This window comes from Massilia sp. Root133, from assembly GCF_001426525.1.
Classification (GTDB): domain Bacteria; phylum Pseudomonadota; class Gammaproteobacteria; order Burkholderiales; family Burkholderiaceae_D; genus Telluria; species Telluria orientalis.
In genome coordinates, this window is sequence record NZ_LMEW01000035.1 from 121,965 (window position 1) to 146,128 (window position 24,164).

A 24,164-nucleotide genomic window follows, 5' to 3' on the forward strand; every position below is an offset into this window, starting at 1 on the left:
ATTATCTATTGTTTGCGGGAATGCAGCAGATCGCGCACCGTATCCAACAGGCCGTCCGCCACTTTCTCGGAATTCACATGAAACTGGCCATCCGCGATGGCCGCCTTGATGCGTTCGACCTTTTTGCTGTCGAACACTTGACTGGTGCTGCCGGCCGCGAGGGCCTGGCCTTGCGAGGACAGGCGCACGGTGTCGGTCGCTGCGGGCATGACCGATTTCGCGGCGGCCGCGTCGCTGCTCTTCGCAGTCGTGGCCGGCGTGTTGTTGGCCTGGACGCTCGCGTTGTTCTTGAGTGTATCGTTGATTTTCACAGCATCATCCTTCTCAGGTCGGAGCAGAAAGCCCGGGATCTGCCTTCAGTAACGGCGCCCTTGCCAAAAACTTTAGGGGACATCAAAGAAAGTGCGGACGCAAGCCGCACTTTCAACGATCCTGCTCCTTTGCTGCCATCAAAACGCCACTTCGACCATCCCGCCGCTCCGCGCCGTGCCGCTCACGACCGAGCCGGATGGCGTGCGCACCTGCACGATCTGGCCGTCGCTGGCGTTGCCGATGGCCTTGCCTTCGGCTGATACTGAAAATCCATTTCCACTAGTAACCAGGCGTACGGCCTGGCCTTGCTGCACGACGGGCCGGCTGCGCAGCGTGTCCAGGCGCAACGGCGTGCCGGCCACCAGCGACACGGTCGGGGTGCGGCCGATCGCCTGGGCCATGTCGGTGATGATGCCGTTCGGCATGGCGGCAATGTCGCCTTTCATCAACACGAGCTGGCTCTGCTCGATCGGCTGGCCCTGGGCCAGGGGCAGTGCGGCGGCCACGTAGTCGGCCTGCACGTTCACCTGCGCCTGCACGAAGAGCGTCCAGTTCGACGGCGCCGTGCAGCGCACGCCCACGGTCGTCTTGCCCCAGGCGCGCGCGCCCGGCTGCAGGAACGCTTCCGGCGCGGGGCAGGCGGCCAGCGCCGTGCGGGCGTCGATCGCGCCCACTTTCACCGTCACGGTGCCGGGCAGGCCGGCCGTCTGCGTCCGCAGGAATTGCTCGACGACGGTGCGCAGGGTGTTGACGTTCTGACGGCCGCCAGCGGGCGTCGTCTGCGCGTGCGCCAGCGCGGCGGCGCCGATGAGCAGGGCGGTAATGAGCGTGCGTTTCATGAATAAGTGAGCGATACGGTTTTTTGCGACGGTGCCATCTTAGGTCCGGCACGCCGCCATCGAATCGCCGAATAGCCGGGTTTTGGGTCGCTTTATTGCCCGATTGGAAGAGTTCGCCGGTCCGTATGATCCATCCTGTCCACCACCCCATGCCTGGAGTAATCATGATCGGCAAACTCGACGAGTACCTGCGTTTCAATGAAACCGCGCTGAGCCTGCGCTCGCAGCGCCAGGAATTGCTCGCCTCGAACATCGCCAACGCGGACACGCCGAACTTCAAGGCGCGCGACATCGATTTCTCCAGCGCGCTGCAGGGTGCGCTGGCCCGCGCGACGAACACGGGGCCGCTGAACACGACGGCCGCCGCCCATTATCCGAACGGCCAGGCGGCCGCCGACGGCAAGACGCTGGGCGACGGCGCCACGCCCGTGCTGTACCGCACGGTGACGCAGGGCGCGGTCGACGGCAACACGGTCGACATGGACACGGAACGCACCCAGTTCGCCGACAACGCGCTGCGCTACGAAGCCGGCATCACGATGATCAACCAGCAGATCCGCAATATGCTCGCGGCCATCCAGGGAGGCCAGTAATCATGTCCTTGTTTAATGTCTTCAACGTGGCCGGTTCGGCGATGAGCGCCCAGGCGCAGCGCCTGAACACGACGGCCAGCAATCTCGCCAACGCCGACAGCGCGACGAGCGCCACGGGCGAAGCCTACCGCGCCAAGCAGGTCGTGTTCGAGGCCGTCCCGATGGACAGCGGCACGGGCGTCAAGGTGCGCGAAGTGGTCGAGGATGCCTCGCCCCTGAAGCAGGTGTACGACCCCAAGAATCCCCTCGCCGACGACAAGGGCTATGTGGCCATGCCCAACGTGAACGTGGTCGACGAGATGGTCAACATGCTGTCGGCGTCGCGCTCGTACCAGACGAACGTCGAGACCATGAACGCGGCCAAGACCATGCTGCTCAAGACACTGACCCTCGGCCAGTAATCCGATCCACTCTTTCTGACACGCTCCCATGGCGACCGTAACCGATACCACCAGCACCCCCATCACCGACCTGATGTCGACGATGAACGCGAAGAAGCCGACCAGCACGGACAGCGTCTCCGCCGACACCGACAAGTTCATGACCCTGCTGGTGACCCAGCTGCAGAACCAGGATCCGCTGAACCCGATGGACAACGCCCAGATGACGAGCCAGCTCGCGCAGCTGCAGACCGTGACGGGCGTGAACAAGCTGAACACGACGCTGGAATCGCTGCAGTCCAGCTACAAGAGCTCGGAAGCGATGCAGGCGACGGGGCTGATCGGCCGCGGCGTGCTCGTCGAAGGCAGCGGTGTCACGCTGTCGAGCGGCAAGGCGATCCTGGGTGCCGAACTGGCCACCGATGCCGACAATGTCAAGATCGTCATCAGCGATGCCAAGGGCAACGAAGTGGACACGATCGACATGGGCGCGCAGAAGGCCGGCGTCATGCCGCTCGCGTGGGACGGCGTGCCCGATCCGAAAAAGCTGGACAGCAACGGCAAGCCGGTCACGCTGGCCGATGGCAATTACACGTTCAAGGTCGTGGCGACGCGCGGCGGCGCCGACCTGACCGACGCGAAAGGCCTGTCGTTCGACAGCGTCGCCAGCGTCACCACCAACAGCGCCGATGGCGTCAAGCTGAACCTGTCCGGCAAGGGCGCGCTCACGCTGGCCGACATCAAGCAAGTCCTCTAAGCGCGGTCGGTACCGCGAAACGAACGAATAACAGGAGCACAACATGTCCTTCCAACAAGGCCTGAGCGGCTTGAACGGCGCAGCGAAATCGCTGGACGTCATCGGCAACAACATCGCCAACTCGAGCACCGTCGGCTTCAAGGGCTCGAACACGCAATTCGCGGACGTCTACGCCCGCTCGCTGAACGGCGCGGGCGCGACCCAGGCCGGTATCGGCGTGAGCGTGGCGGCCATCGCCCAGCAGTTCACCCAGGGTAATATCGAGACGACGGCCAACCCGCTCGACATCGCGATCAACGGCGCCGGTTTCTTCCGCACCGAGATTTCGGGCACCGTCCAGTACACCCGCAACGGCCAGTTCTCGCTGGACAAGAACGGCTACATCGTCACGCCGCAGGGCGCCAACGTGACGGGCTACGGCGTCAGCCCGAACGGCCAGATCCTGGCCAGCACGCCGGCCCCGCTGAAGATCAGCACGGCCGACATGAAGCCGGTCGCGACCACCAAGGTCGATACGTCGATCAACCTGGACTCGCGCGAGACCGTCCCGACCAACTTCCCGTTCAACGCCAACGACGCGACCACGTACAACAAGCAGGTGCCGGTCAGCGTGTACGACACCCTGGGCAACGAGCACACGATGTCGATGTTCTACGTGAAGACGGGTTCCGGCACCTGGGACGTGTATGCCGGCGCCGACGGCACCGAGCTCACCAACGTCAACGTGGCCAAGGCCGCCACAGGCAACGCGGCGGCACAGACGGCGCGCGACGCGTGGACCGCGGCCACGAAGGCATCGCCGCAGGATCCGGCCGCCATCGCCGCCGCGCTGGCCGGCTATGCCGCCGCCGCGTCCGCGGCCGTCAGCGGTGCCGCGGGCACGGCCGGTGCCACCGCGGCCACCGTCACCGCCATCCAGACCGCCGCCACCGACGCGGGCAACACGGCCGGCTACACGCCTGACCAGGTCGACAAGGACATCGCCGCCGCCGTGTCCGTGCCGTCGGTCCCGATCGGCACGCTGAAGTTCGACTCGAACGGCGCGCTGTCGGCCGCCCTGATGTCGCCGCAGACGCTGCCGCTGGCCGTGACCTTCCCGGTCTATCCGGCGACGGGCGCCAAGGAAACCCTGTCGATCAAGCTCGGCTTCAACGGCAGCACCCAGTACGGCTCCGACACCAGCGAAAAACTGACCACGCAGGACGGCTACAAGCCGGGCCACCTGCAGCGCTTCTCGGCCGCCGCCGACGGCACCTTGCTGGGCCAGTACAGCAACGGCCAGACCAAGGCGCTGGGCCAGGTCGTCCTCGCGAATTTCACGAACTCGGGCGGCCTGGAGCCGATCGGCAACAATTCGTGGGCCGAAACGTCGGCTTCGGGGACGCCGCTGCTGGGCACCGCGGGCACGGGCGGCTTCGGCGTGCTGCAATCGTCGGCGACGGAAGCCTCGAACGTGGACCTGACGGCCGAACTGGTCAACATGATCACGGCCCAGCGCGTCTACCAGGCCAATGCCCAGACGATCAAGACGCAGGACTCGGTGCTGCAGACGCTTGTGAACCTGCGCTAAGGATAGAGCTCAAAACCGGGGTCAGAGCCCGGTTTTAGGAAATTGCCAAAAATCGGGGTCTGACCCCGGTAAGGATAGGTATCATGGACCGCCTGATCTACACTGCCGCCTCCGGCGCCAAGCACATCCTCGAGCAGCAGGCCACGACGTCGAACAACCTGGCCAACCTGTCCACGACGGGCTTCCGCGCCCAGCTCGATACGTTCCGCGCCGTGCCCGTCGTCAGCGAAGGCTTGCCCACGCGCGCATTCGTCGTCGACAACACGGTCGGCGCGGATTTCGCGGCGGGCCCGCTGCAGGTGACGGGGCGCGATCTCGACGTGGCCATCAAGGGCCAGGGCTGGATCGCCGTGCAGATGCAGGACGGCACCGAAGCCTATACGCGCAACGGCTCGCTGCAGGTCAGCCCCAACGGCATCCTGCAGACGGCGAACGGCCAGACGGTGATGGGCGAGGGCGGTCCGATCGCGATTCCGCCGAACACGACAGTCTCCATCGGCAAGGACGGCTCGATCGCGTCGCTGACGACGGACACCGTGCCGGCCACGTCCACCATCGTCGGCCGTCTGAAACTCGTCAATCCGGACCAGAAACAGCTCGTGCGCGGCGACGACGGCTTGTTCCGCCAGCAGGACGGCACCCCGGCCCAGGCCGACGCGGCCGTGACGGTGACGAGCGGCGCGCTGGAGGGCAGTAACGTCTCCGCCGTCGACTCGATGGTGAACATGATCTCTTTGGCACGTTCTCTCGAGACACAAATGAGCCTGTTGAAGAACGCGGAGAATAACGCGGCGAAAGCGACGCAGATCCTCGCTTTGACTTGATTTCTTCTGGGACATAATTTCATGGTGGGTGACGGGTTTGCCGTCGCCGTGTAGGGGCCCCTGAAAACCGTCGCGAGCGGCAGCAGCGTTGGTTGAGAAGCGCAGCTGTACGAAAGTACAGCGAGCATCGCAGACCGACGATGCAACGCGGAGCAGGTTTGCAGGCGCCCATAGGAGAACACCATGATCCGTTCGCTTTACATCGCGAAAACTGGCCTGGAAGCGCAGCAGACCAACCTCGACGTCGTCACCAACAACCTCGCCAACGTCAGCACGAACGGCTTCAAGAAGTCGCGTGCCGTGTTCGAAGATTTGTTGTATCAAAACGTGCGCCAGCCCGGCGCGCAATCCTCGCAGCAGACGCAGCTGCCGTCCGGCCTGCAGATCGGTACCGGTGTGCGCGCCGTCGCCACCGAGCGCATCCACACGCAGGGCAATCCCCAGCAGACCGGCAACTCGAAGGACGTGATGATCAACGGCTCGGGCTTCTTCCAGGTCCTGATGCCGGACGGTACCACGGCCTACACCCGCGACGGCTCGTTCCAGACCGATAACAACGGCCAGCTCGTCACCTCCAGCGGCTACGTGTTGCAGCCGCCCATCACCGTGCCCAGCAACGCGCTGACGATGACCGTCGGCCGCGACGGCACCGTGTCCGTCACGACGCCGGGCACCGTGGCGCCCACGCAGATCGGCTCGATCCAGGTGGCGAACTTCGTCAACCCGGCCGGCCTGGAATCGCTGGGCGAGAACCTGTATGCCGAGACCGGCTCGTCCGGCACCGCGCAGGCCGGCACCCCGGGCACGAACGGCGCCGGCGTGTTGATGCAGGGCTATGTCGAAACGTCCAACGTGAACGTCGTCGAAGAGATGGTCAACATGATCCAGACGCAGCGCGCGTACGAGATCAACAGCAAGGCCATCACCACGTCCGACCAGATGCTGGCAAAGATTTCCCAGTTATGAAAAAGGTTTATAAAACCTGGATCCCCGCCTTCGCGGGGAGCCATCGCCGCACACGAGCGGCGATGGCGACCACCGCCAAGGCGCTGTTCGTCAATTGGGCCCCCGCCTTCGCAGGGGCGACGATCGCCATGGCGCTCGTCGGTTGCGCAGCCACCCCGACGTCGATCGTCAAGGGCCCGACGTCGGTGCGCCCGATGCTGGCCGATGGCGGCACGCCGACGGAAGGCGCGATCTACAACGCCAATACCTTCCGTCCGATGTTCGAAGACCGCCGCGCGCGCCACATCGGCGACGTGCTCACGGTCGCTATCGTCGAGAAGACGGCCGCCAACAAGAGCGGCGCGAGCACCGGCAACAAGTCGGGCAGCGCCGAGCTCAACGTGCCGGGTCCGCTGCAGGGCCGCCTGGGCGGCAACCTCGCCACGAGCAGCGGCATCAAGTATGCCGACGGCGACACCCAGACCGCGTCGAACGCCTTCACGGGCACGATCGGCGTGACGGTGTCCGAAGTCCTGCCGAACGGTAACCTGATCGTGGTGGGCGAGAAGCAGATCGCCATGAACAAGGGCGTCGAATTCATCCGCTTCTCGGGCATGGTGAATCCGGATTCGATCCAGGCCGGCAATATCGTGCAGTCGACCCTGGTCGCCGACGCCCGCGTCGAATACCGCACCAACAGCCAGATCGACCGCGCCGAGATGACGTCGATGATGTCGCGCTTTTTCCAGTCGTTGCTGCCATTTTAACTATTCGGGGTCAGAGCCCGGTTTACACGGGTGGGCTCTGACCCCGACTGACTAAATATGAACTTCAAAATCATCGCCCTCTGCGCCGCACTGCTTGGTCCCCTGATGGCCACCACCGCCCACGCCGAGCGCCTCAAGGATCTCGCCAGCATCGGCGGCGTGCGTCAGAACCAGTTGTCCGGCTACGGCCTCGTCGTCGGTCTCGACGGCACCGGCGACCAGACGACGCAGACCCCGTTCACCGTGCAGTCGATCACGGCGATGCTGCAGCAGAAGGGCATCAGCCTGCCGCCCGGCACCCAGCTGCAGCTGAAGAACGTGGCGGCCGTGATGGTCACCGCCTCGCTGCCCGCGTTCGCGCAGCCGGGCCAGACGATCGACGTGACCGTCTCGTCGATGGGTAACGCGAAGAGCCTGCGCGGCGGCACGCTCCTCATGACCCCGCTGCAGGGCGCGGACGGCCAGGTGTACGGCATGGCCCAGGGCAACGTGCTCGTCGGCGGCGCGGGTGCGTCGGGCGGCGGTGCGCAGGTGCAGGTCAATCAACTGGCCGTCGGCCGTATCTCGGGCGGTGCCACGGTCGAGCGCGCCGTCGCGTCGAACCTCGGTGCCGACAACCAGGTCAAGCTGGAACTGAACACGACGGACTTCGCCACCGCCAGCCGCGTCGTGGAAGCGATCAACGACAAGTTCGGCCCGGGCATCGCCACGGCGCTGGACGGCCGCGTGATCCGCGTGCGCGTACCGTCGTCGAGCGACCAGCGCGTGACCTTCCTCGGCATACTGGAAGGCATGGACGTCAAGCCGGCCGAAGCGGCCGCCAAGATCATCGTCAACGCGCGCACGGGTTCCGTCGTCATGAACCGCTCCGTCACGCTGGACCCGTGCGCGATTTCGCACGGTAACCTGTCCGTCAGCATCGGCGCCGACACGCAGGTGAGCCAGCCGAATCCGGGTTCGCTGGGCCGCACCGTCGTCACGCAGACGCCGCAGGTGTCCGTCAAGAAGGACGCCGGCAAGGTCATCATGCTGAACGGCGGCGCGTCGCTGGCCGAAGTCGTCAAGGCGATGAACGCCATCGGCGCCACGCCGCAAGACCTGCTCGCGATCCTGCAGGCGCTCAAGGCGGCCGGTTCGCTGCGCGCCGAACTCGAAATCATCTGACCAGCGAGGCCATCATGCTCGGCTCCACTTCCGACCTGTCCAGTAAATTTGCGCTCGACGCCAACAGCCTCGGCGACCTCAAGCAGTCGGCGAAAGCCGGCTCGCCGGAAGCGCTGAAGGGGGCCGCCACGCAGTTCGAATCCATGTTCGTCAACATGATGATGAAGAGCATGCGCGACGCGACACCGCAGGACGGCATGACCGACAGCCAGGAAACGAAGACGTTCACCGGCATGCTGGACCAGCAGATGAGCCAGAAGATGGCCAAGCGCGGCATCGGCCTGGCCGACGTGCTCGTGCGCCAGCTGACCGTGCAGCAGAAGGGCCAGCAGCTGATGCAGGACATGAACAAGCAGGCGCTGGGCATCGGCGGCGGACAGCAGGCCGGTGCCGCCAATGGCGCCGCCGCCCTGCGCATGCAGGCCGATCCGGACACGATGCCGACCGACGGCGTGGCCAAGGCAGGCGCGGCCGGCGTGACGGGCGCCGCGCGGGGCACGGACAACGCCAACAAGCCGGCGCACGTGCGCGCGTTCCAAGAAAAACTGGCCGACGCCGCCGAGGAAGCGGAACAGGCGACGGGCGTGCCCGCGAAATTCATGATGGGCCAGGCCGCGCTCGAAACGGGCTGGGGCCGCCGCGTGATCCGCAATGCGGACGGCACCTCGAGCAACAACCTGTTCGGCATCAAGGCCGGCCCGGGCTGGAAGGGCAAGGTGGCGACGGCCGTCACGACCGAATACATCAACGGCAAGCCGCACACGCGCGTGGAAAAATTCCGCGCCTACGATTCGCATGCGGACGCGTTCAAGGATTACGCCCGCTTGCTGAGCAATAACCCGCGCTACGAAAAAGTGCTGGCGCACGGCGGCGACGCGGCCACGTTCGCGCACGGCCTGCAACGTGCCGGTTATGCGACCGATCCGCAATACGCGGCCAAGCTGTCGCGCATCATCAAGCACTCGCTGGCGTGATGGGGTGATGAGAAAAGAACAAGAATAAAGTTTTGGCGGAACTTGCCGTCAATGACATAGCAGAAAGAAAACCACCATGTCCCTCCTCAGCATCGGCAAAACCGGTTTGTACGCCGCCCAGGCAGGCCTGGCGACGACCGGCAACAACATCACCAACGCCAACGTGGCCGGCTACAGCCGCCAGGTGGTGGTGCAGGCGACCGCGATCTCGATGGGGGGCTCCAACGGTTACATCGGCACCGGCACGCAGGTCGCCCAGGTCAAGCGCTATTCGGACGATTTCCTCAACGCCCAGGTGCGCACGGCCCAGGCGGCGAGCAGCGGGCTGGACGCCTACCAGGCCCAGGTGCAGCAGATCGACAACCTGCTGGCCGACACGACGTCCGGCCTGTCGCCGGCGCTGCAGGACTTCTTTTCGGCCGTGCAGAACCTCACGGGCGACGGCGCGGGCGTGTCGTCGCGCGGCTCGTTCATGACGTCGGCCGACACGCTGGCCGCCCGCTTCCAGAGCATGACCGGCCGCCTCGACGAGATCCGCAAGGGCGTCAACACCCAGCTGACCGCGAGCGTCACGACGATCAACACGTACGCCAAGCAGATCGCCCAGCTGAACGACAAGATCGGCCAGCTGACGGAGGCCGGCGGCCTGAACCCGCCGAACGACCTGCTGGACAAGCGCGACCAGCTGATCATGGACCTGAACAAGCAGGTCAAGGCCACCGTCGTGCCGGGCGATAACTATAGCCTGACCGTGTCGATCGGCAACGGCCAGCCGCTCGTCGTCGGCGTGAACGCCTTCGAGCTGGCGGCCATGAACTCGCCGACCGACCAGACGCGCGTGACGATCGGTTACGTCACCCACGGCAAGACCATGCCGATGGCCGAGAGCGCGCTCACGGGTGGCGAACTGGGCTCCGTGCTGCAGTTCCGCAGCCAGTCGCTGGACCTGGCGCAGAACTCGCTGGGCCGCGTCGCGATCGCGGTGGCCACGACGATGAACGACCAGAACAAGCTGGGCCTGGACGGCAACGGCAAGCCGGGCGGCGACATCTTCACCATCGCGCCGGCCGATGTGACCAAGAACATCAACAACAACAATACAAGCACGACGGCCATCAAGGCGACGGTCGTCGACGCCACGCAACTCACGACGAGCAACTACAAGGTCGATTACGACGGCACGAACTACAACGTGTATCGCCTGTCGGACAACAAGAAGACGGTGATCTCGCCGTACCCGCAGACCCAGCCGCAGGTCATCGACGGCCTCGCGTTCGACATCCAGGGCGCTGCCGATTCGGGCGACAACTTCCTCGTGCGCCCGACGCAGAACGGCGCCGCCAACTTCAAGCTGGCGCTGACGGACGGCGCGCAGATCGCGGCCGCCGCGCCGATCGCCACGAGCGTCCCGCTGACCAACAGCGGCACGGGCAAGATCAGCGCGGGTTCGGTCGACAAGAACTACCTGGGCTCGCCGCTGACCAGCAGCGTCACGCTCGCCTTCGACAAGACGACGGGCACGCTGTCCGGCTTCCCGGCGGGGCAAGGCGTCAGCATGACGCTGAACGGCACCACGACGACCTATCCCGCCGGTACCAATCCGCCCTTCAAGGACGGCGCCAGCTACGCGGTGGCCGGCATGAGTTTCACCATGAACGGTGCGCCGGGCAATGGCGACACCTTCACCATCGCGCCGAACACGGGCCTGGGCGACACGCGCAATGCCGGCCTGATGGGCGACCTGCAAGGGAAGAACATCCTCGACGGCGGCAAGGCCACGTACCAGTCGGCCTATGCCACGCTGGTGTCCACGATCGGCAACAAGACGCGCGAAGTGCAGGCCAATGCGGAAGCCGCGGCGGCCCAGCTGACACAGGCGGAAGCTGCCGCCAACAACGTTTCCGGCGTCAATCTCGACGAAGAGGCCGCCAACCTGCTCAAGTACCAGCAGGCTTACCAGGCGTCGGGCAAGGTGATGCAGATCGCCGACACGATCTTCAACGCGCTGTTGCAGATCGGCCATTGATTAACGGAGCCACGCCATGACCTTACGCATCAGCACCAACGCGATCTACCAGGCCGGCACCACGCAGATCAACACGCTGCAGAGCCAGATGGCCAAGACGCAGATGCAGCTGTCGACCAACAAGCGCATGCTGACGGCCGCCGACGATCCGATCGGCTCGGCCAAGGCGCTCGAACTGACGCAGTCGCAATCGATGAACACGCAGTTCGGCACCAACCGCACGAACGCGAAGTCGTCGCTGTCGCTGGTCGACAAGACGCTCACCGACGTCTCGAACCAGATCCAGGACATCCAGACGCTGATCGTCACCGCCGGCAACGGGGGCTACACGCAGAGCGACCGCGAGGCGCTGGCCATCGAACTGGAAGGGCGCATGGCCGACCTGCTCGGCTCGGCCAACACGACGGACGGCACGGGCACCTATCTGTTCTCCGGCTACAAGACGACCACGCAACCGTTCACGCAGACCCCGGCCGGCGCGACTTACCAGGGCGACCAGGGCCAGCGCATGCTGCAGGTGGGGTCGGCGCGCAAGATGGCGATCAGCGAAAGCGGCAGCGCCATTTTCGAAGCGAACGTCACCGGCAACGGCACTTTCGTCACGCAGGCCGCCGGCACGAACACGGGCGCGGGCATCATCTCCCCGGGCGCCGTGACGGACGCGACCAAGCTGACGGGCCACGATTACGCGATCGCCTTCCAGGTCGCGGGCACGCCGGCCGTGACGACGTACACGGTGACGGACAACTCGACGTCGCCGGCGAGCGCCGTGCTGAGCAACCAGCCCTACACGGCGGGCGCGGCGATCGCCTTCGACGGCATGTCGTTCGACATCAAGGGCGCGCCGGCCAACGGCGACCAGTTCAGCGTGCAGCCGAGCCAGAAGCAGTCGGTGTTCACGTCGATCACGAATTTGATCCAGACGCTGCGCAGCCCGTCCGACGGCTCGGACGGCAAGGCCGCGCTGGCGAACAACCTGAACGCGGCCAGCCTGAACATGAAGAACGCACTGGACAACGTGCTGACCGTGCAAGCCTCGGTGGGCGCGCGCCTGAAGGAAGTCGACTCGCTGGACAGCACGGGTGACGACCTCAACATCCAGTACCAGACCACGCTGAGCGACCTGCAGGACCTGGACATGGTCAAGGCGGTGTCGCTGTACACTCAGCAGCAGCAGACGCTGCAGGCGGCCCAGGTGTCGTTCAAGACAATGTCGGGGCTCTCTCTTTTTAATTACATTTCCTAGAACCGGGGTCAGAGCCCGGTTTTTGGCAATTTCCCCAATTAACGCGGGGCAGCAGGTGGTGATGGCTGCCCCGGCCGTTGGCCGCCCACGCGCGGGATCTTGCGGCCCGCCTCGATCCCCTGGTTGAACAGGTTCTGCAGCGGCGTGCCGAGGTACGGCAGCGTGAGGCTGATGATGAGGAAACCGGCGCCTAGCGTGATCGGGAAGCCGATACCGAACAGGTTCAGCTGCGGCGCCGCGCGCGTCAGGATGGCTAGCGCGATGTTGGTGATGAGCATGGCGGCGACGATCGGCATCGCGATCTGCAGGCCGGCCGAGAACACGCGGCTGCCCCAGCGCACCATTTCCAGCGGCGCGGACAGCGACATCGGCGTGGCCGAGATCGGCAGCGTGAAAAAGCTCTCCGCCAGCGCCTCGATCAGGACCAGATGGGCATTCATGGCGAGGAACGCCATCGTCGCGACGAGGGCGAGGAACTGGCTGATGGCCGACGAGCGGCCGGCCGAGCTGGGATCGAAGAACGTGGCGAACGAAAAGCCCATCGTCGAGCTGGCGACCTCGCCCGCGAATTCGACGGCGGCGAACACGAGGCGCATCGCAAAACCCATCGCCACGCCGATGAGCAGTTCCTGCGCGACGATCAGGATGCCCGCCCACGACGTCGGATCGACGGCTGGAACGGGCGGGAGCGTGGGGCCGATGATCGCGGCCAGCAGCACGCCGAGCGTCGTCTTGATGAGGATGGGGACGGCCGTGTTGCCGAACACGGGCGCGACCGCGACGAGCCCGAGGATGCGGGTCAGCGGCCACAGGAGGCCGCCGATCCACGCATACAGCTCCGTCGTGGTGAACGAAATCATCGCGGGCGCAACGTCAGCCGATCATCTGCGGGATGCCGCTGAACAGGGTGCGCATGTAGTCGGTCATGACCGTGATCATCCACGGCCCCGCGAGCACGAGGGCGATGAAGACGCCGATCAGCTTGGGGATGAAGGACAGGGTCTGTTCGTTGATCTGCGTGGCGGCCTGGAAGATGCTGACGACGAGGCCGATGACGAGCGCGACGAGCAGCAGCGGCGCCGACACCATCAGCGTGACTTCCATGGCCGTGCGGCCCATCGCGATGACGCTTTCCGGAGTCATATCGTCCTCCCTAGTAAAAACTCTGGGACAACGAGCCCAGCAGTAACTGCCAGCCGTCGACGAGCACGAACAGCATCAGCTTGAACGGCAGCGAGATCACGGCCGGCGACATCATCATCATACCCATCGACATCAGCACGGACGCGACGACCATGTCGATGATGAGGAACGGGATGAAAATGGCGAAGCCGATCTGGAACGCGGTCTTCAGCTCGCTCGTGATGAAGGCGGGGATCAAGACGCGCAGCGGCACGTCTTCCGGGCCCTGCAGCGCGGGCGTGCGCGAGATCTTGACGAACAGGGCGAGGTCGGACTGGCGCGTCTGCTTCAGCATGAAGCCCTTCAGCGGGGCCGCGGCCTTGTCCATCGCCTCGCCCATCTGGATGCGGTTTTCCTGCAGCGGCACGTACGCTTCGGTGTAGACGCGGTCGAACGTGGGCCCCATCACGAACAGCGTGAGAAACAGGGCGAGGCCCACCATCACCTGGTTCGGCGGCGCCGTCTGCGTGCCGAGCGCCTGGCGCAGCAGGGAGAGCACGATGATGATGCGCGTAAAGCTCGTCATCATCAGCAGCGCCGCGGGGATGAAGGTCAGTGCCGTCATCAAAAGCAGCGTCTGCACCGGCAGGGAATAGGCAGTGCCGCCGCCCGGCGCCGGGCTCGTCGTGAAAGCGGGGATGGCGGGCGCCGCCACCGCCGCCGCCAGCGGCAGGGCCACGAGCCCCGTCGCCAGCAGAAGTCGTTTATTGAGCATCACTTGCGTTTGTCGATCGTTTGTTTGAGCCAGTCGGCGAAGCTGTGCGCGGCCGGCCCATGGGGAGCAAGCGCGGCGTTCGTACCGCCGTTGTCGCCATTCTGCCCGTCCTGGCGCGGCATTGTCGCCAGCGCGTTGATGCGGCCGGGTGATGCACCGACCACGATCCATTCATTGCCCACTTCGACGACCATGATGCGCTCGCGGCCGCCGAGGTTCAGCGAGCCGACGACGCGCAGGTTCGCGTTGCCGCCACCGACCTTCGGGCCGTAGCGCTTGAGGAACCAGGCGAGGGCGCCCAGCACGGCCAGCACGAGGATCAGTGCGAACAGCGTCTGCAGCAGGCTGTTCGTCGATGAACCGGCGGGCATCGTGACCGGCGGGACGGTGGCGCCGGGTGCGGCAGGGCGTGGCGCGACGACGTCGGGGGTGGCGGTCACTGCCGGGGCGGTGGTGTCGGGCTGGACGGCAGGCGTCTGCGGCTGGACGGCAGGCGTCTGTGCAGGAACGGAAGCGGGCGCCGCGGCGGAGGGCGCGCCGGTGCCGGCCATGGCCCGCGGTTGTGCCTGCGCGCGGGCCGTGGGCGCAGTCGTTGGCGGCGTTTGCTGGGTCGTCTGTTGTGCCGGTGCCGGCGCCGCCGCAGGTTCGGCCACGACGGGCGCAGGCGCCTGCGCAGCTGCCGCCGGCGCGGCATCGGTCGACCGTCCCGCTGCCTGCCCAGGTCCCGGCGGCGCCGCGCAGGCGGCCAGCGGCAGGGCGAGGGCGAGGGTGGTCAGCAGGCGTGCCGTCATTTGTTGAGTTTGCGGATGCGCTCCGACGGGGTGATGATGTCGGTGAGGCGGATACCGAACTTGTCGTTCACGACCACCACCTCGCCCTGGGCGATCAGGCAGCCGTTGACGAGCACGTCCATCGGCTCACCCGCCAGGCCATCCAGTTCGACCACGGAACCCTGCGCGAGTTGCAGCAGGTTCTTGATGGCGATCTTGGTGCGGCCCAGTTCCACCGTCAGCTGGACGGGGATGTCGAGGATGAAGTCGATGTCGTTGGGCGTCTCCGGACGAGGGCCCTTGTTCGAGAAATCCTTGAACACGGCGGCCGAGGCGGCCTGCTGCTGGCTGGCCAGCGCGGCAGCTTCCGCGGCGGCCTGTTCGGCGATCGCCGCGCCCCAATCGTCGTCGAGGCTGCTTTGGTCGTCTTGAGTGTCGGACATGTTTCTCTCCTGTGTTGCTTACTTGTTGAAGGTTTCGCTGTTTGCCAGCAATTTCTCGACCTTCAGCGCATATTGTCCGTTGAACACGCCGTAGCTGCAGTCCATGACGGGCACGCCGTCCACGGTGGCCTGGAGCGTTTCCGGAACGGAGATCGGGATCACGTCGCCGACCTTCATGTTCAGGATTTCGTCGAAATTGGCCTTGCCGTGGCCCAGCACGGCCACCAGTTCCACTTCCGCCACCTGGATCTGCTGCGTCAGCAGGCGGATCCAGCGCTTGTCGACTTCCAGCGCCTCGCCTTGGATGCTCGACGTCAGCGCGTCGCGGATCGGTTCGACCATCGAATAGGGCATGCAGAAGTGGATCTGGCCCGACACCGAACCGAGCTCGATGGTGAAAGTGCACGATACCACGACTTCATTCGGGGTGGCGATGTTCGCGAACTGCGTGTTCATCTCCGAGCGGATGTACTCGAATTCGATCGGGTACACCGGTTCCCACGACTTGGCATACGCCTCGAACACGATGTCGAGGATGCGCATGATGATGCGCTGCTCGGTCTGCGTGAAATCGCGGCCTTCCACGCGCGTGTGGAAGCGGCCGTCGCCGCCGAACAGGTTGTCCACGAGCAGGAACACGAGGCCCGGATCGAACACCATCAGCGCCGTGCCGCGCAGCGGCTTCATGTGGACGAGGTTCAGGTTGGTCGGCACGACGAGGTTACGGATGAACTCGCTGTACTTCGACACGCGCACGGACCCCACCGACACTTCGGCGGAGCGGCGCAAAAAGTTGAACAGGCCGACGCGCAGATACCTGGCGAAACGCTCGTTGATGATCTCGAGCGTCGGCATGCGGCCGCGGACGATCCGCTCCTGCGTTGCCAGGTTATAGGTGCGGACTCCCGAGGTGTCTTCAGGCGCCGCTACGTCGTCCTGATCGCCGTTGACCCCTTTGAGGAGGGCATCGACTTCTTCCTGTGAGAGAAAATTATCGGCCATGATGCTGCTTTACCGTAATGACTTCTTATGGGCTCCACCAAACCTGCTGCGCGTTGCACTTTTGGCCTGCGATGCTCGCTGTACCTTCGTACAGCTGCGCTTCTCTGCCAAAATTGCTGCCGCTCGCGACGGTTTTGCGGGGCCCATGGTTTATTGGATGATAAAGGAAGTGAAGAGAACGTCCGACACTTCCTGTTCGTCACCGTGCGGCACGAACGGTTCGTTGACCGCCGCGAGGATCTCGCCGGCCAGTTGCTGCTTGCCTTCCACCGTGCTGATCTCGGATGCCTTCTTGCCCGACAACAGCAGCAGCACGCGGCTGCGCACCTTGGCCATGTTGGCCTTGATGAGCTCGACCTGCTCCGGTCCCTCGACCTGCAGGGTGAACGCGACCTGCAGATACTGGTCGCCGTGTTCCGGCTGCAGGTTGACCGTGAACGAGTCGATGTTCACGTACTCGGGCGGCGCTTCTTCCCTTTTGTTTTTCTTGCTGCTCGAGTGTTCCTTCCTGGCCGGCCCGGCCGCCGCTTCCGCGCTGCTGCCGTGCATGAAGTACCAGCCGGCACCTCCGCCCAGGCCGAGCACGACCACGGCCGCGCCGATCATGATGAACAGCTTGCCTTTGCCGCCGCTGGCTGCCGGTGCCGCATCCGCTTTCGGATCGGCTTTGATTTTTGGATTCGCTTTCAAGAGTCTTCGGTCCCACTGTTGGATCGTCCCGCCATTATGTCATTATCGGGAAAAAGTGAGCAGCGGCAACGGTCGAAAAGAGGGAGGAACCTGGGGTATCTCGTTGTTTCTTGACGGATTTGTTGTCGAGGCTGTATCCAAATGCACCGTGGGGCGACCGATGCGCTCGCACCGCCCGCCCCACCGCGTTGTCAATGACGCCAGAACTATTTACGCAAAGGTATCGACCATCCCGCGATCGCCGATCCGTGCCGTGCGCGTGGCGGGCCGTACGGTCGCTTCGCCCGCCGTGCCGTTCTCGCCATTGCCGCCGTTGCCGCGGCCATTGTTGCCACGGCCGAAACCGCTCGATGCCATCGCCTGGTCCTGCTGCGCCTGGCCGCCGTTCGACATGCCGGCGTTGACGGTCGCATTGCCCAGCGCGATGCCGCTCTCGCTCATCATTTCCTGCAGGCGGGGCAGGGCATTTTCCAGTGCCTGGCGGACTTCCAGCTGGTTCGACGAGAACGTCACGTCGGCCTGGCCGTTGGAGACGGACAGCACCACCTGCAGCGGACCCAGGTCCGGCGGGTTCAGGGTCAGCGACGCGGTCTGGTCCTCGGCGCCGACCATGTAGATGACCTTCTGGCCGACCTGGTCGTTCCACGCATCCGTGCCGACGTGGGCCGACAGTTCTTCGCCGGCGGCCGCGGCGGCCTGGGCCGCTTCCAGCATGGCCGGCTGCAGCTGGGCGGCAGCGACGGTCGCCACCGGTGCCTGTTCCTTCTGGGCGAGCAGCGCGGCGTCGCGCGCCTGCTGCAGGCTGAATTCGGCGGCGTCCAGCTGCGGCTTGACCTCCGCCTTGACGTTGCCCAGCGTGGCGCGCAGGTCGGCCGAGGCCGCCGCCTTGTCCGCGCCGAGGTCGGCACCGGCGGCCGCGAGGGCCGGGTTCTTGATCGACGTGGCCGAGAAGATCTTCGCGCCGGCCGCATCGACGCCGGCTTCCTTGGCCACCGACTTCATCGCGGCCTGCAGTGCGGCCAGCTGGCCGGCGTCCGTGCGCTTGCCCTTGCCGGACAGTGCATCGAAGGCCTGGGCCGCGGTCGTCGTCTTGCCCGCGTCCGCGCCCGGCTTGTGCAGGCTGGCCATCAGCGCCAGCATGGCGCTGGCCGGGTCGCCCGCCTTGGCCGTGCTGTCGTCGTCGGCCTTGTCGTCATCGGCCTTGGCGGCGGCATCGTCCTTCGAATCGGCAGCGTCCGTCTTGCTGTCCGCCGGCTTGGCGGCCTGCTGCGGCGCGGCGTCGTCGGGTTGCTCGGGTTTCTCGGCTTCCGCCGGCTTGGCTGCGTCCTGCTTCGCGGCCGGCGCAGGTGCGGGTGCCGGAGCCGGAGCCGGCGTGGACGCGAATGCGAGCATGGCGCTGAACTGGCTGCCGTCGCTGCCGCCATTGCCATTGCCCGTGCTGTGCGGGCGCTGGTTGATGCCGCCGGCGGTGTTGAGCTGCGGGGTAAAGGAAGTCGTGGTCATGTCGCTAGTCGCTCAGGTTAAAGGCGCCGGTCAGCGCCTGGCGCGGACTGTCCGGGCCGCGTGGTCGTCCATCATTTTCTGGTCGCGCTTGTTGTCGATCGCAAGAGCCTCGGCGGCCGCGCGCTCGTTCAGGGTCCGGTACGACAGGCGCTTGCGCTCACTTTCCTGCCACCCCTTCTTTTCCATGTCGGCCTTGACATGCGCATGCTTCAGCACTTCACGCTGGCCGTCGATCGCCTGTTCCAGTTTGCCGAGGAAGGCGACGAAATTCTGGTACGCGAACGGCGTGATGCCTGCCATTTGCGCCGCGTCGAGCCGGTTCGCATAGTCGTCGCGGTAGCCGAGCAGCATCTGCAGCTTCTGTTCGCCCTCGTCGACGGCCTTCAGCGCCGCGCCCAGGCGCTTCGCGCAGGCGTCGGACTCGCGCTGGGCGAGGTCGATCAGGGTCTCGAGTGCGGATGCGTTGGCCATGGTAGATCAAGTATACCGATGAGCTTGACCGGCCAATCAGCCGAACAGCGAGGTCAATTCCCCCAAGCTCTGCAGCATGCCGACGTTGTCGTGGATTTCCTGGCACAGGAAGGCCTCGATGCGTTCGTGCAAGGCGATGGCCTTGTCCAGCACGGGGTCCGTGCCCGGCGCGTAGGCGCCCACGCTGATCAGGTCGCGCGAGCGTTCGTAACGCGAATACAGTTGCTTCAGCGTGCGCGCGGCCTGCTGGTGCTCGCGCGACGTGATGCCGTGCATCGCGCGCGAGATCGATTGTTCGATGTCGATGGCGGGGTAGTGGCCCGCCTCGGCCAGTTTGCGGTTCAGCACGATGTGGCCGTCGAGAATACCGCGCGCCGCGTCGGCGATCGGGTCCTGCTGGTCGTCGCCTTCCGACAGCACGGTATAGAACGCCGTGATCGAGCCGCCGCCCGCCTGGCCGTTGCCCGCGCGCTCCACCAGCACGGGCAGTTTCGCGAACACCGACGGCGGATAGCCTTTCGTCGCCGGCGGTTCGCCGATGGCGAGGGCGATCTCGCGCTGCGCCATCGCGTAGCGCGTAAGCGAATCCATGATCAGGAGAACGTTGCGGCCCTCGTCGCGGAAGTGCTCGGCGATGGCGGTCGCGTAGGCGGCGCCCTGCAGGCGCATCAGCGGCGGCGAGTCGGCCGGCGCGGCCACGACGGCCGAGCGGGCCAGGCCTTCCTCGCCCAGGATTTGCTCGATGAATTCCTTCACCTCGCGGCCCCGTTCGCCGATCAGGCCGACGACGATCACGTCCGCCGTCGTGTAGCGCGCGATCATGCCCAGCAGCACGGATTTACCGACGCCGGTACCGGCGAACAGGCCGAGACGCTGGCCCCGGCCCACCGTCAGCATCGAATTGATGGCGCGTACGCCCACGTCCAGCGTTTCCGAGATCGGTACGCGGTCGAGCGGGTTGATGGGGCGCGCATTGAGCGGGCCCATGTGTTCCGTGGAGACGGGCCCCTTGCCGTCCAGCGGACGGCCGGCGCCGTCGACGACGCGGCCCAGCAGGCCCCAGCCGACGGGCAGGTGGCGGGCGCGGTCCATCGGACGGCGGCGCGGATGCGTCACGGTGCCGGGCTTGGGCATGCTCGCTTCGATCGGGAATACGCGCGAGCCGGGCACGACGCCTTCGACGTCCGATTGCGGCATCAGGAACAGGCGTTCGCCTTCGAAGCCGACGACTTCCGCCTCGATGCGGGCACCGGACGCGACCGGGATCATGCAGGCCGCGCCGACCGCGAGCTTCAGGCCCACGCATTCCATCACGAGGCCGGCCACGCGCGTGACGCGGCCCGACACCTGCATCGGCTCGACGAGATCGACCACGTTGGCGCAGTCGTTCAGGTAAGCCTTCCAGCGGCCCGTGTGCGTATTCATTCCAGCCAGTCCAGGTCCTTGCCGAGCGCATGCGTCAGGCGCTGCCAGCGCGCGCCGATCTGGGCGTCGATCTGGTTGCTGGCCGTGTCCACGCGGCAACCGCCACGCGCGATGCTGTCGTCCTCGACGATGCGCCAGCCGTTCTTGTCCAGCTCGTGGCCGATGCCGCTGCGCACGATCAGCGCGTCTTCCGGATGCAGCATCAGCAGGGCCGGTTGCTGCAGGTTCGGCAGGTAGTCGATGGCTTCGCGCACGACGGGGATGATCAGGTCCGGCTTGACGTCGAACGCCATGCGCACCATGCCGCGCGCGAGGTGCAGCGCGAGTTCCAGCACGTCGTTGGCGATGGCCTCGTCGGCCTGCGTGACGGCATCGCCGAACGTCGTGGCGAGCTGGCGCAGGTGTTCCAGTTCCTCGGCCGCTTCGGCACGGCCCAGCGCAAGGCCTTCCTCGTAGCCGGCGGCGTGGCCTTCGGCCTCGCCCGCTTCGAGTCCTTCCGCATAGCCGTCGTCGCGCGCGGCGGCGCGGATCGCTTCGAGCTCTTGCGCGGTCGGCAGCTGGATCATGGGCTCCGACTGGGGCGGCGCCTCGTACGCGCGCGCGGCGGCCGCGGCAGCGGCGGCTTCCGCTTCGCGCTGGGCACGGACGCTGGGACGCTCGTCGCCGAACGACGTCATTTCCCAGCGTTGATATGCGGACTGAAACTCTTTTGAGATGGCCATCAGACGAACGAATCCTCACCTTTGCCGCCCAGCACGATCTGGCCTTCGTCGGCGAGGCGCCGGACGATTTGCAGGATCTGCTTCTGCTGGGTTTCCACTTCGGACAGGCGCACGGGACCTTTCGATTCCAGGTCTTCGCGCATCATTTCCGCCGCACGTTGCGACATGTTTTTGAAGATTTTATCGCGCAAGTCCTGCGACGCGCCTTTCAGCGCGATGATCAGCATTTCCGACTGCACTTCGCGCAACAGCAGCTGGATGCCGCGGTCGTCGATATCGATGATGTTGTCGAACACGAACATCTCGTCCATGATCTTCTGCGCCATGTCGTTGTCGTAGTTCTTGATGTTCTCCATGACCGAGCTTTCCTGCTCGCCGCTCATGAAGTTCAAGATCTCGGCCGCGGTACGCACGCCGCCCAGCGACGACTTCTTGATGTTTTCGTTACCCGACAGGAGCTTGGTCAGCACGTCGTTCAGCTCGCGCAGGGCGGCCGGCTGCACGCCGTCCAGCGTGGCGATGCGGAGCACGACGTCGTTGCGCAGGCGGTCCGTGAAGTGGGCCAGCACTTCGCAGGCCTGGTCGCGCTCGAGGTGCACGAGGATCGTCGCGATGATCTGCGGGTGCTCGTTGCGGATCAGTTCCGCGACGGACGGCGAGTCCATCCACTTCAGGCTCTCGATGCCGGAGGCGTCCTTGCCGCCCAGGATGCGGTTCAGCAGCACGGCGGCCTTGTCGTCGCCGAGGGCCTTGGTCAGCACCTGGCGGATGTATTCGTCGGAATCGAGGCCGACGGTCGACTGCAGGTCGACGCGCTCGCGGAATTCGCCCAGCACCGTCAGGACTTCCTCGTGCTGCACGGCCTTCATCTGCGCCATGGCGGCGCCCAGCTTGAGCACTTCGCGCGGGCCGAGGAATTTCATTACTTCGGCCGCTTCCGATTCGCCCAGGGCCAGCATCAGGATGGCTGCCTTGGTCGTGCTTTCCTTGTCCTTGTCCTTGTCGCTCATTACTCGGTCCCCAGCCATTCCTTGATCACGTTGGCCACGATGCGCGGATCGTTCTTGGCCATGTCTTTTGCCATTTCCAGGTTGCTCTTGTAGACCTGGACCTTCTGCTGTTCTTCCTCTTCACGCTGGATGCGGGCTTCTTCGTCCGGATCCGGCTCCGGTTCCGCTTCCGGCTCTTCCGGTTCCGGTTCGGGCGGGATCGCCACGGCTTCGTCGAACTTCTTGATCGCCGGCTTGAGCAGCGGCCGCACGAAGCGGAACCACAGGAAAGCCAGCACGAGGGCGATGAAGACGTAGCGTGCGATGTCCTTCGCCAGCGGCAGGTTGGCGGGATCCTTCCACCAGTCCGGCGCCTGCTCTTCCGGCTTGTCGACGCCGTCGAACGGGGCGTTCGTCACGTTCAGCGTGTCGCCGCGCGCCTGGCTGTAGCCCATCGCCTGCTTGACCAGTTCGTTGATCTGCGCGACTTCGGCGGCGCTGAGCGGCTTGACGACGACCTTGCCCGTCTTCGGATCGATGGTGCGGCGGTAGTTCACCACCACGCCGACCGTCAGGCGCTTGATGCCGCCCATCGGTTTCTGCTCGTAGCGGATGGTCTTGTCGACTTCGTAATTGGTCGTGGAATCCTTGCGGCTGGGGCCGGTGGACGCCTGGGCCTGGGCGGGCTGGGCGCCGCCTTCGAGCGGTGCGGTCGCCACGCCCGGCGGCTGGTTCGACAGCGCGCCCGGGATGCCGGACGGGTTCGTGCTGCCCGGACCGTTCTGCTCGGACGTCTGCTGGCTGCGGATCGCCTGCGGTTCCGGCGGCGAATTCGGCTTGTACATCTCGGCCGCGGTGTCGGTCTGGGCGAAGTCGACTTCGGCGGTCGCTTCGGCGCGCACGTTGTTCTGGCCGACGAGCGGGGCGATGATCGACTGGACCTGCTTGACGATGTTCTGCTGCAGCGCTTCGACGTATTTCAGCTGGTTCGGGTCGAGCTGCTTGCCGTTCTTGTTGGCGCTGTCCGACAGCAAGGTGCCGTTCTGGTCGACGACGGTCACGTTGGCCGGCGTCAGTTCCGGGATCGACGACGCCACCAGGTGCACGATCGCGCTGACTTGCGCCTGGTCGAGGGCGCGGCCCGGCTGCAGGTTCAGGAGGACCGATGCGGTCGGCTTCTGCTGGTCGCGCACGAACACGGACGGCTTCGGCAGCGCCAGGTGCACGCGGGCCGAGCTGACGGCGGACAGCGACTGGATCGAATTGGCCAGCTCACCCTCCAGCGAGCGCTGGTAGTTGACCTGCTCGACGAATTGCGACGTGCCCAGCTTCTGGTTCTCCAGCAGCTCGAAGCCGACGTTGCCGGCGCGCGGCAGGCCCTGCTGGGCCAGCTTCAGGCGCAGGTCGTGGATGCGGTCGGCCGGCACGAGGATCGCGCTGCCGCTGTCCGAGAATTTGTACTTGACCCCCATCTGGTCGAGCGAGGCGGTGATGGCGCCGCCGTCCTTGTCGGTGTAGTTGGAGAACAGCACCTTGTATTCCGGCGCCGACGTCCACAGCCACAATGCCGCGACGATGGCCACCACGCCGGCGATGGCGCCGCCGATGACGATGCGTTTACCGTTCGTCGTCTGCCAGAACTTCGGCTTCTCGTCGGCCGGGGTTGCGATGTCGCTGTCGAGGAGTTCTTCCGCTGTCGTTGCCATGTTGGGGGAGGGAATGGGTGTATGAACGCCATTATGGAGCCGTACGGCAACATTCAAACCCCGGAATAAGGCCCTGTTTACCGTGCTGCTCGAAGGCAATCGTTGCCCGGGCGCTGATATTCTGACAGCCTGAATCGATTTGTTTGACA

26 protein-coding genes are annotated in these 24,164 nt (G+C 65.5%); 11 read left to right on the forward strand and 15 right to left on the reverse strand.

The window, feature by feature from the left end:
* Positions 1-5: 5 nt before the first annotated feature.
* Both flgM and flgA read right to left on the reverse strand, forming a co-directional pair.
* Entirely contained in the window at positions 6-311 is a 306-nt protein-coding gene (gene flgM, locus ASD28_RS27310) for a flagellar biosynthesis anti-sigma factor FlgM (protein WP_056136244.1), read from the reverse strand.
* A 138-nt stretch (positions 312-449) separates the two neighbouring features.
* The gene (flgA, locus tag ASD28_RS27315; protein WP_056136247.1) at positions 450-1,151 is read right to left on the reverse strand and encodes a flagellar basal body P-ring formation chaperone FlgA; all 702 of its coding nucleotides are present in this window, start codon (positions 1,149-1,151) and stop codon (positions 450-452) included.
* 164 nt (positions 1,152-1,315) lie between these two features.
* Between flgA and flgB the strand changes: the two genes are divergently transcribed.
* From flgB to flgL, 11 genes are all read left to right on the forward strand, one after another.
* Complete coding sequence (flgB, locus tag ASD28_RS27320) at positions 1,316-1,744, forward strand: flagellar basal body rod protein FlgB (protein ID WP_056136249.1); 429 nt, start codon at positions 1,316-1,318, stop codon at positions 1,742-1,744.
* Positions 1,745-1,746: 2 nt separating this feature from the next.
* Entirely contained in the window at positions 1,747-2,145 is a 399-nt protein-coding gene (gene flgC / locus ASD28_RS27325) for a flagellar basal body rod protein FlgC (protein WP_056136250.1), read from the forward strand.
* Between the two features lie 28 nt (positions 2,146-2,173).
* Positions 2,174-2,881, forward strand: coding sequence for a flagellar hook assembly protein FlgD (locus ASD28_RS27330; protein ID WP_056136252.1), 708 nt, complete (start codon positions 2,174-2,176; stop codon positions 2,879-2,881).
* A 43-nt stretch (positions 2,882-2,924) separates the two neighbouring features.
* The gene (locus tag ASD28_RS27335) at positions 2,925-4,451 is read left to right on the forward strand and encodes a flagellar hook protein FlgE (protein WP_056136253.1); all 1,527 of its coding nucleotides are present in this window, start codon (positions 2,925-2,927) and stop codon (positions 4,449-4,451) included.
* Between the two features lie 83 nt (positions 4,452-4,534).
* On the forward strand, positions 4,535-5,275 hold the full coding sequence (flgF, locus tag ASD28_RS27340; RefSeq protein WP_056136255.1) for a flagellar basal-body rod protein FlgF: 741 nt from the start codon (positions 4,535-4,537) through the stop codon (positions 5,273-5,275).
* 183 nt (positions 5,276-5,458) lie between these two features.
* On the forward strand, positions 5,459-6,241 hold the full coding sequence (flgG, locus tag ASD28_RS27345; protein WP_056136257.1) for a flagellar basal-body rod protein FlgG: 783 nt from the start codon (positions 5,459-5,461) through the stop codon (positions 6,239-6,241).
* A gap of 128 nt (positions 6,242-6,369) precedes the next feature.
* Positions 6,370-6,987, forward strand: coding sequence for a flagellar basal body L-ring protein FlgH (locus ASD28_RS27350; protein ID WP_056136882.1), 618 nt, complete (start codon positions 6,370-6,372; stop codon positions 6,985-6,987).
* Positions 6,988-7,044: 57 nt separating this feature from the next.
* Positions 7,045-8,151, forward strand: a complete 1,107-nt coding sequence (locus tag ASD28_RS27355; protein WP_056136260.1) for a flagellar basal body P-ring protein FlgI — start codon at positions 7,045-7,047, stop codon at positions 8,149-8,151.
* A 14-nt stretch (positions 8,152-8,165) separates the two neighbouring features.
* The gene (gene flgJ / locus ASD28_RS27360; RefSeq protein ID WP_056136262.1) at positions 8,166-9,125 is read left to right on the forward strand and encodes a flagellar assembly peptidoglycan hydrolase FlgJ; all 960 of its coding nucleotides are present in this window, start codon (positions 8,166-8,168) and stop codon (positions 9,123-9,125) included.
* 76 nt (positions 9,126-9,201) lie between these two features.
* Positions 9,202-11,151: a flagellar hook-associated protein FlgK gene (gene flgK / locus ASD28_RS27365; protein ID WP_056136264.1), complete on the forward strand. Its 1,950-nt coding sequence runs from the start codon at positions 9,202-9,204 to the stop codon at positions 11,149-11,151.
* A 16-nt stretch (positions 11,152-11,167) separates the two neighbouring features.
* Positions 11,168-12,397, forward strand: a complete 1,230-nt coding sequence (gene flgL / locus ASD28_RS27370; protein ID WP_056136266.1) for a flagellar hook-associated protein FlgL — start codon at positions 11,168-11,170, stop codon at positions 12,395-12,397.
* Positions 12,398-12,435: 38 nt separating this feature from the next.
* On the opposite strand, the gene fliR is transcribed toward flgL, so the two are convergent.
* The 13 genes from fliR to fliF form a co-directional block, all read right to left on the reverse strand.
* Positions 12,436-13,257, reverse strand: coding sequence for a flagellar biosynthetic protein FliR (gene fliR, locus ASD28_RS27375; protein WP_056136268.1), 822 nt, complete (start codon positions 13,255-13,257; stop codon positions 12,436-12,438).
* Between the two features lie 13 nt (positions 13,258-13,270).
* Positions 13,271-13,540 carry a flagellar biosynthesis protein FliQ gene (gene fliQ, locus ASD28_RS27380; RefSeq protein ID WP_056136270.1) on the reverse strand — a complete coding sequence of 90 codons (270 nt, stop codon included), beginning with the start codon at positions 13,538-13,540 and terminating at the stop codon, positions 13,271-13,273.
* Between the two features lie 10 nt (positions 13,541-13,550).
* The gene (gene fliP / locus ASD28_RS27385; protein WP_056136272.1) at positions 13,551-14,294 is read right to left on the reverse strand and encodes a flagellar type III secretion system pore protein FliP; all 744 of its coding nucleotides are present in this window, start codon (positions 14,292-14,294) and stop codon (positions 13,551-13,553) included.
* Positions 14,294-15,085, reverse strand: a complete 792-nt coding sequence (fliO, locus tag ASD28_RS31460) for a flagellar biosynthetic protein FliO (protein WP_082577162.1) — start codon at positions 15,083-15,085, stop codon at positions 14,294-14,296. Before fliO ends, fliP begins: the two co-directional genes overlap by 1 nt.
* Entirely contained in the window at positions 15,082-15,507 is a 426-nt protein-coding gene (fliN, locus tag ASD28_RS27395) for a flagellar motor switch protein FliN (RefSeq protein ID WP_056136274.1), read from the reverse strand. Before fliN ends, fliO begins: the two co-directional genes overlap by 4 nt.
* 18 nt (positions 15,508-15,525) lie before the next feature.
* Positions 15,526-16,509: a flagellar motor switch protein FliM gene (fliM, locus tag ASD28_RS27400; protein ID WP_056136276.1), complete on the reverse strand. Its 984-nt coding sequence runs from the start codon at positions 16,507-16,509 to the stop codon at positions 15,526-15,528.
* A 150-nt stretch (positions 16,510-16,659) separates the two neighbouring features.
* Positions 16,660-17,199, reverse strand: a complete 540-nt coding sequence (gene fliL, locus ASD28_RS27405) for a flagellar basal body-associated protein FliL (protein ID WP_229412047.1) — start codon at positions 17,197-17,199, stop codon at positions 16,660-16,662.
* A gap of 210 nt (positions 17,200-17,409) precedes the next feature.
* Positions 17,410-18,702 (reverse strand): flagellar hook-length control protein FliK, encoded by a 1,293-nt coding sequence (locus ASD28_RS27410; RefSeq protein WP_056136279.1) that lies wholly within the window; start codon positions 18,700-18,702, stop codon positions 17,410-17,412.
* Between the two features lie 30 nt (positions 18,703-18,732).
* Positions 18,733-19,173, reverse strand: a complete 441-nt coding sequence (fliJ, locus tag ASD28_RS27415; protein ID WP_056136282.1) for a flagellar export protein FliJ — start codon at positions 19,171-19,173, stop codon at positions 18,733-18,735.
* A 36-nt stretch (positions 19,174-19,209) separates the two neighbouring features.
* A complete protein-coding gene (gene fliI, locus ASD28_RS27420; RefSeq protein WP_056136284.1) occupies positions 19,210-20,598 on the reverse strand; it encodes a flagellar protein export ATPase FliI in 1,389 nt (462 codons plus the stop codon).
* Positions 20,595-21,275 (reverse strand): flagellar assembly protein FliH, encoded by a 681-nt coding sequence (locus ASD28_RS27425; RefSeq protein ID WP_229412428.1) that lies wholly within the window; start codon positions 21,273-21,275, stop codon positions 20,595-20,597. The genes fliI and ASD28_RS27425 overlap by 4 nt, the downstream gene beginning before the upstream one ends.
* Positions 21,276-21,319: 44 nt before the next feature.
* Positions 21,320-22,330, reverse strand: coding sequence for a flagellar motor switch protein FliG (gene fliG / locus ASD28_RS27430; RefSeq protein ID WP_056136288.1), 1,011 nt, complete (start codon positions 22,328-22,330; stop codon positions 21,320-21,322).
* Complete coding sequence (fliF, locus tag ASD28_RS27435) at positions 22,330-24,015, reverse strand: flagellar basal-body MS-ring/collar protein FliF (RefSeq protein WP_056136290.1); 1,686 nt, start codon at positions 24,013-24,015, stop codon at positions 22,330-22,332. The genes fliG and fliF overlap by 1 nt, the downstream gene beginning before the upstream one ends.
* Positions 24,016-24,164: the final 149 nt, after the last annotated feature.

Bases quoted from the DNA above. Each gene is read 5' to 3' on its own strand.
- fliJ (WP_056136282.1), bottom strand. From the start codon at position 19,173: ATGGCCAACGCATCCGCACTCGAGACCCTGATCGACCTCGCCCAGCGC.
- ASD28_RS27330 (WP_056136252.1), top strand. From the start codon at position 2,174: ATGGCGACCGTAACCGATACCACCAGCACCCCCATCACCGACCTGATG.
- ASD28_RS27350 (WP_056136882.1), top strand. From the start codon at position 6,370: ATGGCGCTCGTCGGTTGCGCAGCCACCCCGACGTCGATCGTCAAGGGC.
- flgK (WP_056136264.1), top strand. From the start codon at position 9,202: ATGTCCCTCCTCAGCATCGGCAAAACCGGTTTGTACGCCGCCCAGGCA.
- fliO (WP_082577162.1), bottom strand. From the start codon at position 15,085: ATGACGGCACGCCTGCTGACCACCCTCGCCCTCGCCCTGCCGCTGGCC.
- fliI (WP_056136284.1), bottom strand. From the start codon at position 20,598: ATGAATACGCACACGGGCCGCTGGAAGGCTTACCTGAACGACTGCGCC.
- ASD28_RS27425 (WP_229412428.1), bottom strand. From the start codon at position 21,275: ATGACGTCGTTCGGCGACGAGCGTCCCAGCGTCCGTGCCCAGCGCGAA.
- fliN (WP_056136274.1), bottom strand. From the start codon at position 15,507: ATGTCCGACACTCAAGACGACCAAAGCAGCCTCGACGACGATTGGGGC.
- flgA (WP_056136247.1), bottom strand. From the start codon at position 1,151: ATGAAACGCACGCTCATTACCGCCCTGCTCATCGGCGCCGCCGCGCTG.
- flgJ (WP_056136262.1), top strand. From the start codon at position 8,166: ATGCTCGGCTCCACTTCCGACCTGTCCAGTAAATTTGCGCTCGACGCC.
- flgL (WP_056136266.1), top strand. From the start codon at position 11,168: ATGACCTTACGCATCAGCACCAACGCGATCTACCAGGCCGGCACCACG.
- flgB (WP_056136249.1), top strand. From the start codon at position 1,316: ATGATCGGCAAACTCGACGAGTACCTGCGTTTCAATGAAACCGCGCTG.
- ASD28_RS27355 (WP_056136260.1), top strand. From the start codon at position 7,045: ATGAACTTCAAAATCATCGCCCTCTGCGCCGCACTGCTTGGTCCCCTG.
- fliQ (WP_056136270.1), bottom strand. From the start codon at position 13,540: ATGACTCCGGAAAGCGTCATCGCGATGGGCCGCACGGCCATGGAAGTC.
- fliG (WP_056136288.1), bottom strand. From the start codon at position 22,330: ATGAGCGACAAGGACAAGGACAAGGAAAGCACGACCAAGGCAGCCATC.
- ASD28_RS27335 (WP_056136253.1), top strand. From the start codon at position 2,925: ATGTCCTTCCAACAAGGCCTGAGCGGCTTGAACGGCGCAGCGAAATCG.
- flgF (WP_056136255.1), top strand. From the start codon at position 4,535: ATGGACCGCCTGATCTACACTGCCGCCTCCGGCGCCAAGCACATCCTC.
- flgC (WP_056136250.1), top strand. From the start codon at position 1,747: ATGTCCTTGTTTAATGTCTTCAACGTGGCCGGTTCGGCGATGAGCGCC.
- fliR (WP_056136268.1), bottom strand. From the start codon at position 13,257: ATGATTTCGTTCACCACGACGGAGCTGTATGCGTGGATCGGCGGCCTC.
- fliM (WP_056136276.1), bottom strand. From the start codon at position 16,509: ATGGCCGATAATTTTCTCTCACAGGAAGAAGTCGATGCCCTCCTCAAA.
- fliP (WP_056136272.1), bottom strand. From the start codon at position 14,294: ATGCTCAATAAACGACTTCTGCTGGCGACGGGGCTCGTGGCCCTGCCG.
- ASD28_RS27410 (WP_056136279.1), bottom strand. From the start codon at position 18,702: ATGACCACGACTTCCTTTACCCCGCAGCTCAACACCGCCGGCGGCATC.
- fliF (WP_056136290.1), bottom strand. From the start codon at position 24,015: ATGGCAACGACAGCGGAAGAACTCCTCGACAGCGACATCGCAACCCCG.
- flgG (WP_056136257.1), top strand. From the start codon at position 5,459: ATGATCCGTTCGCTTTACATCGCGAAAACTGGCCTGGAAGCGCAGCAG.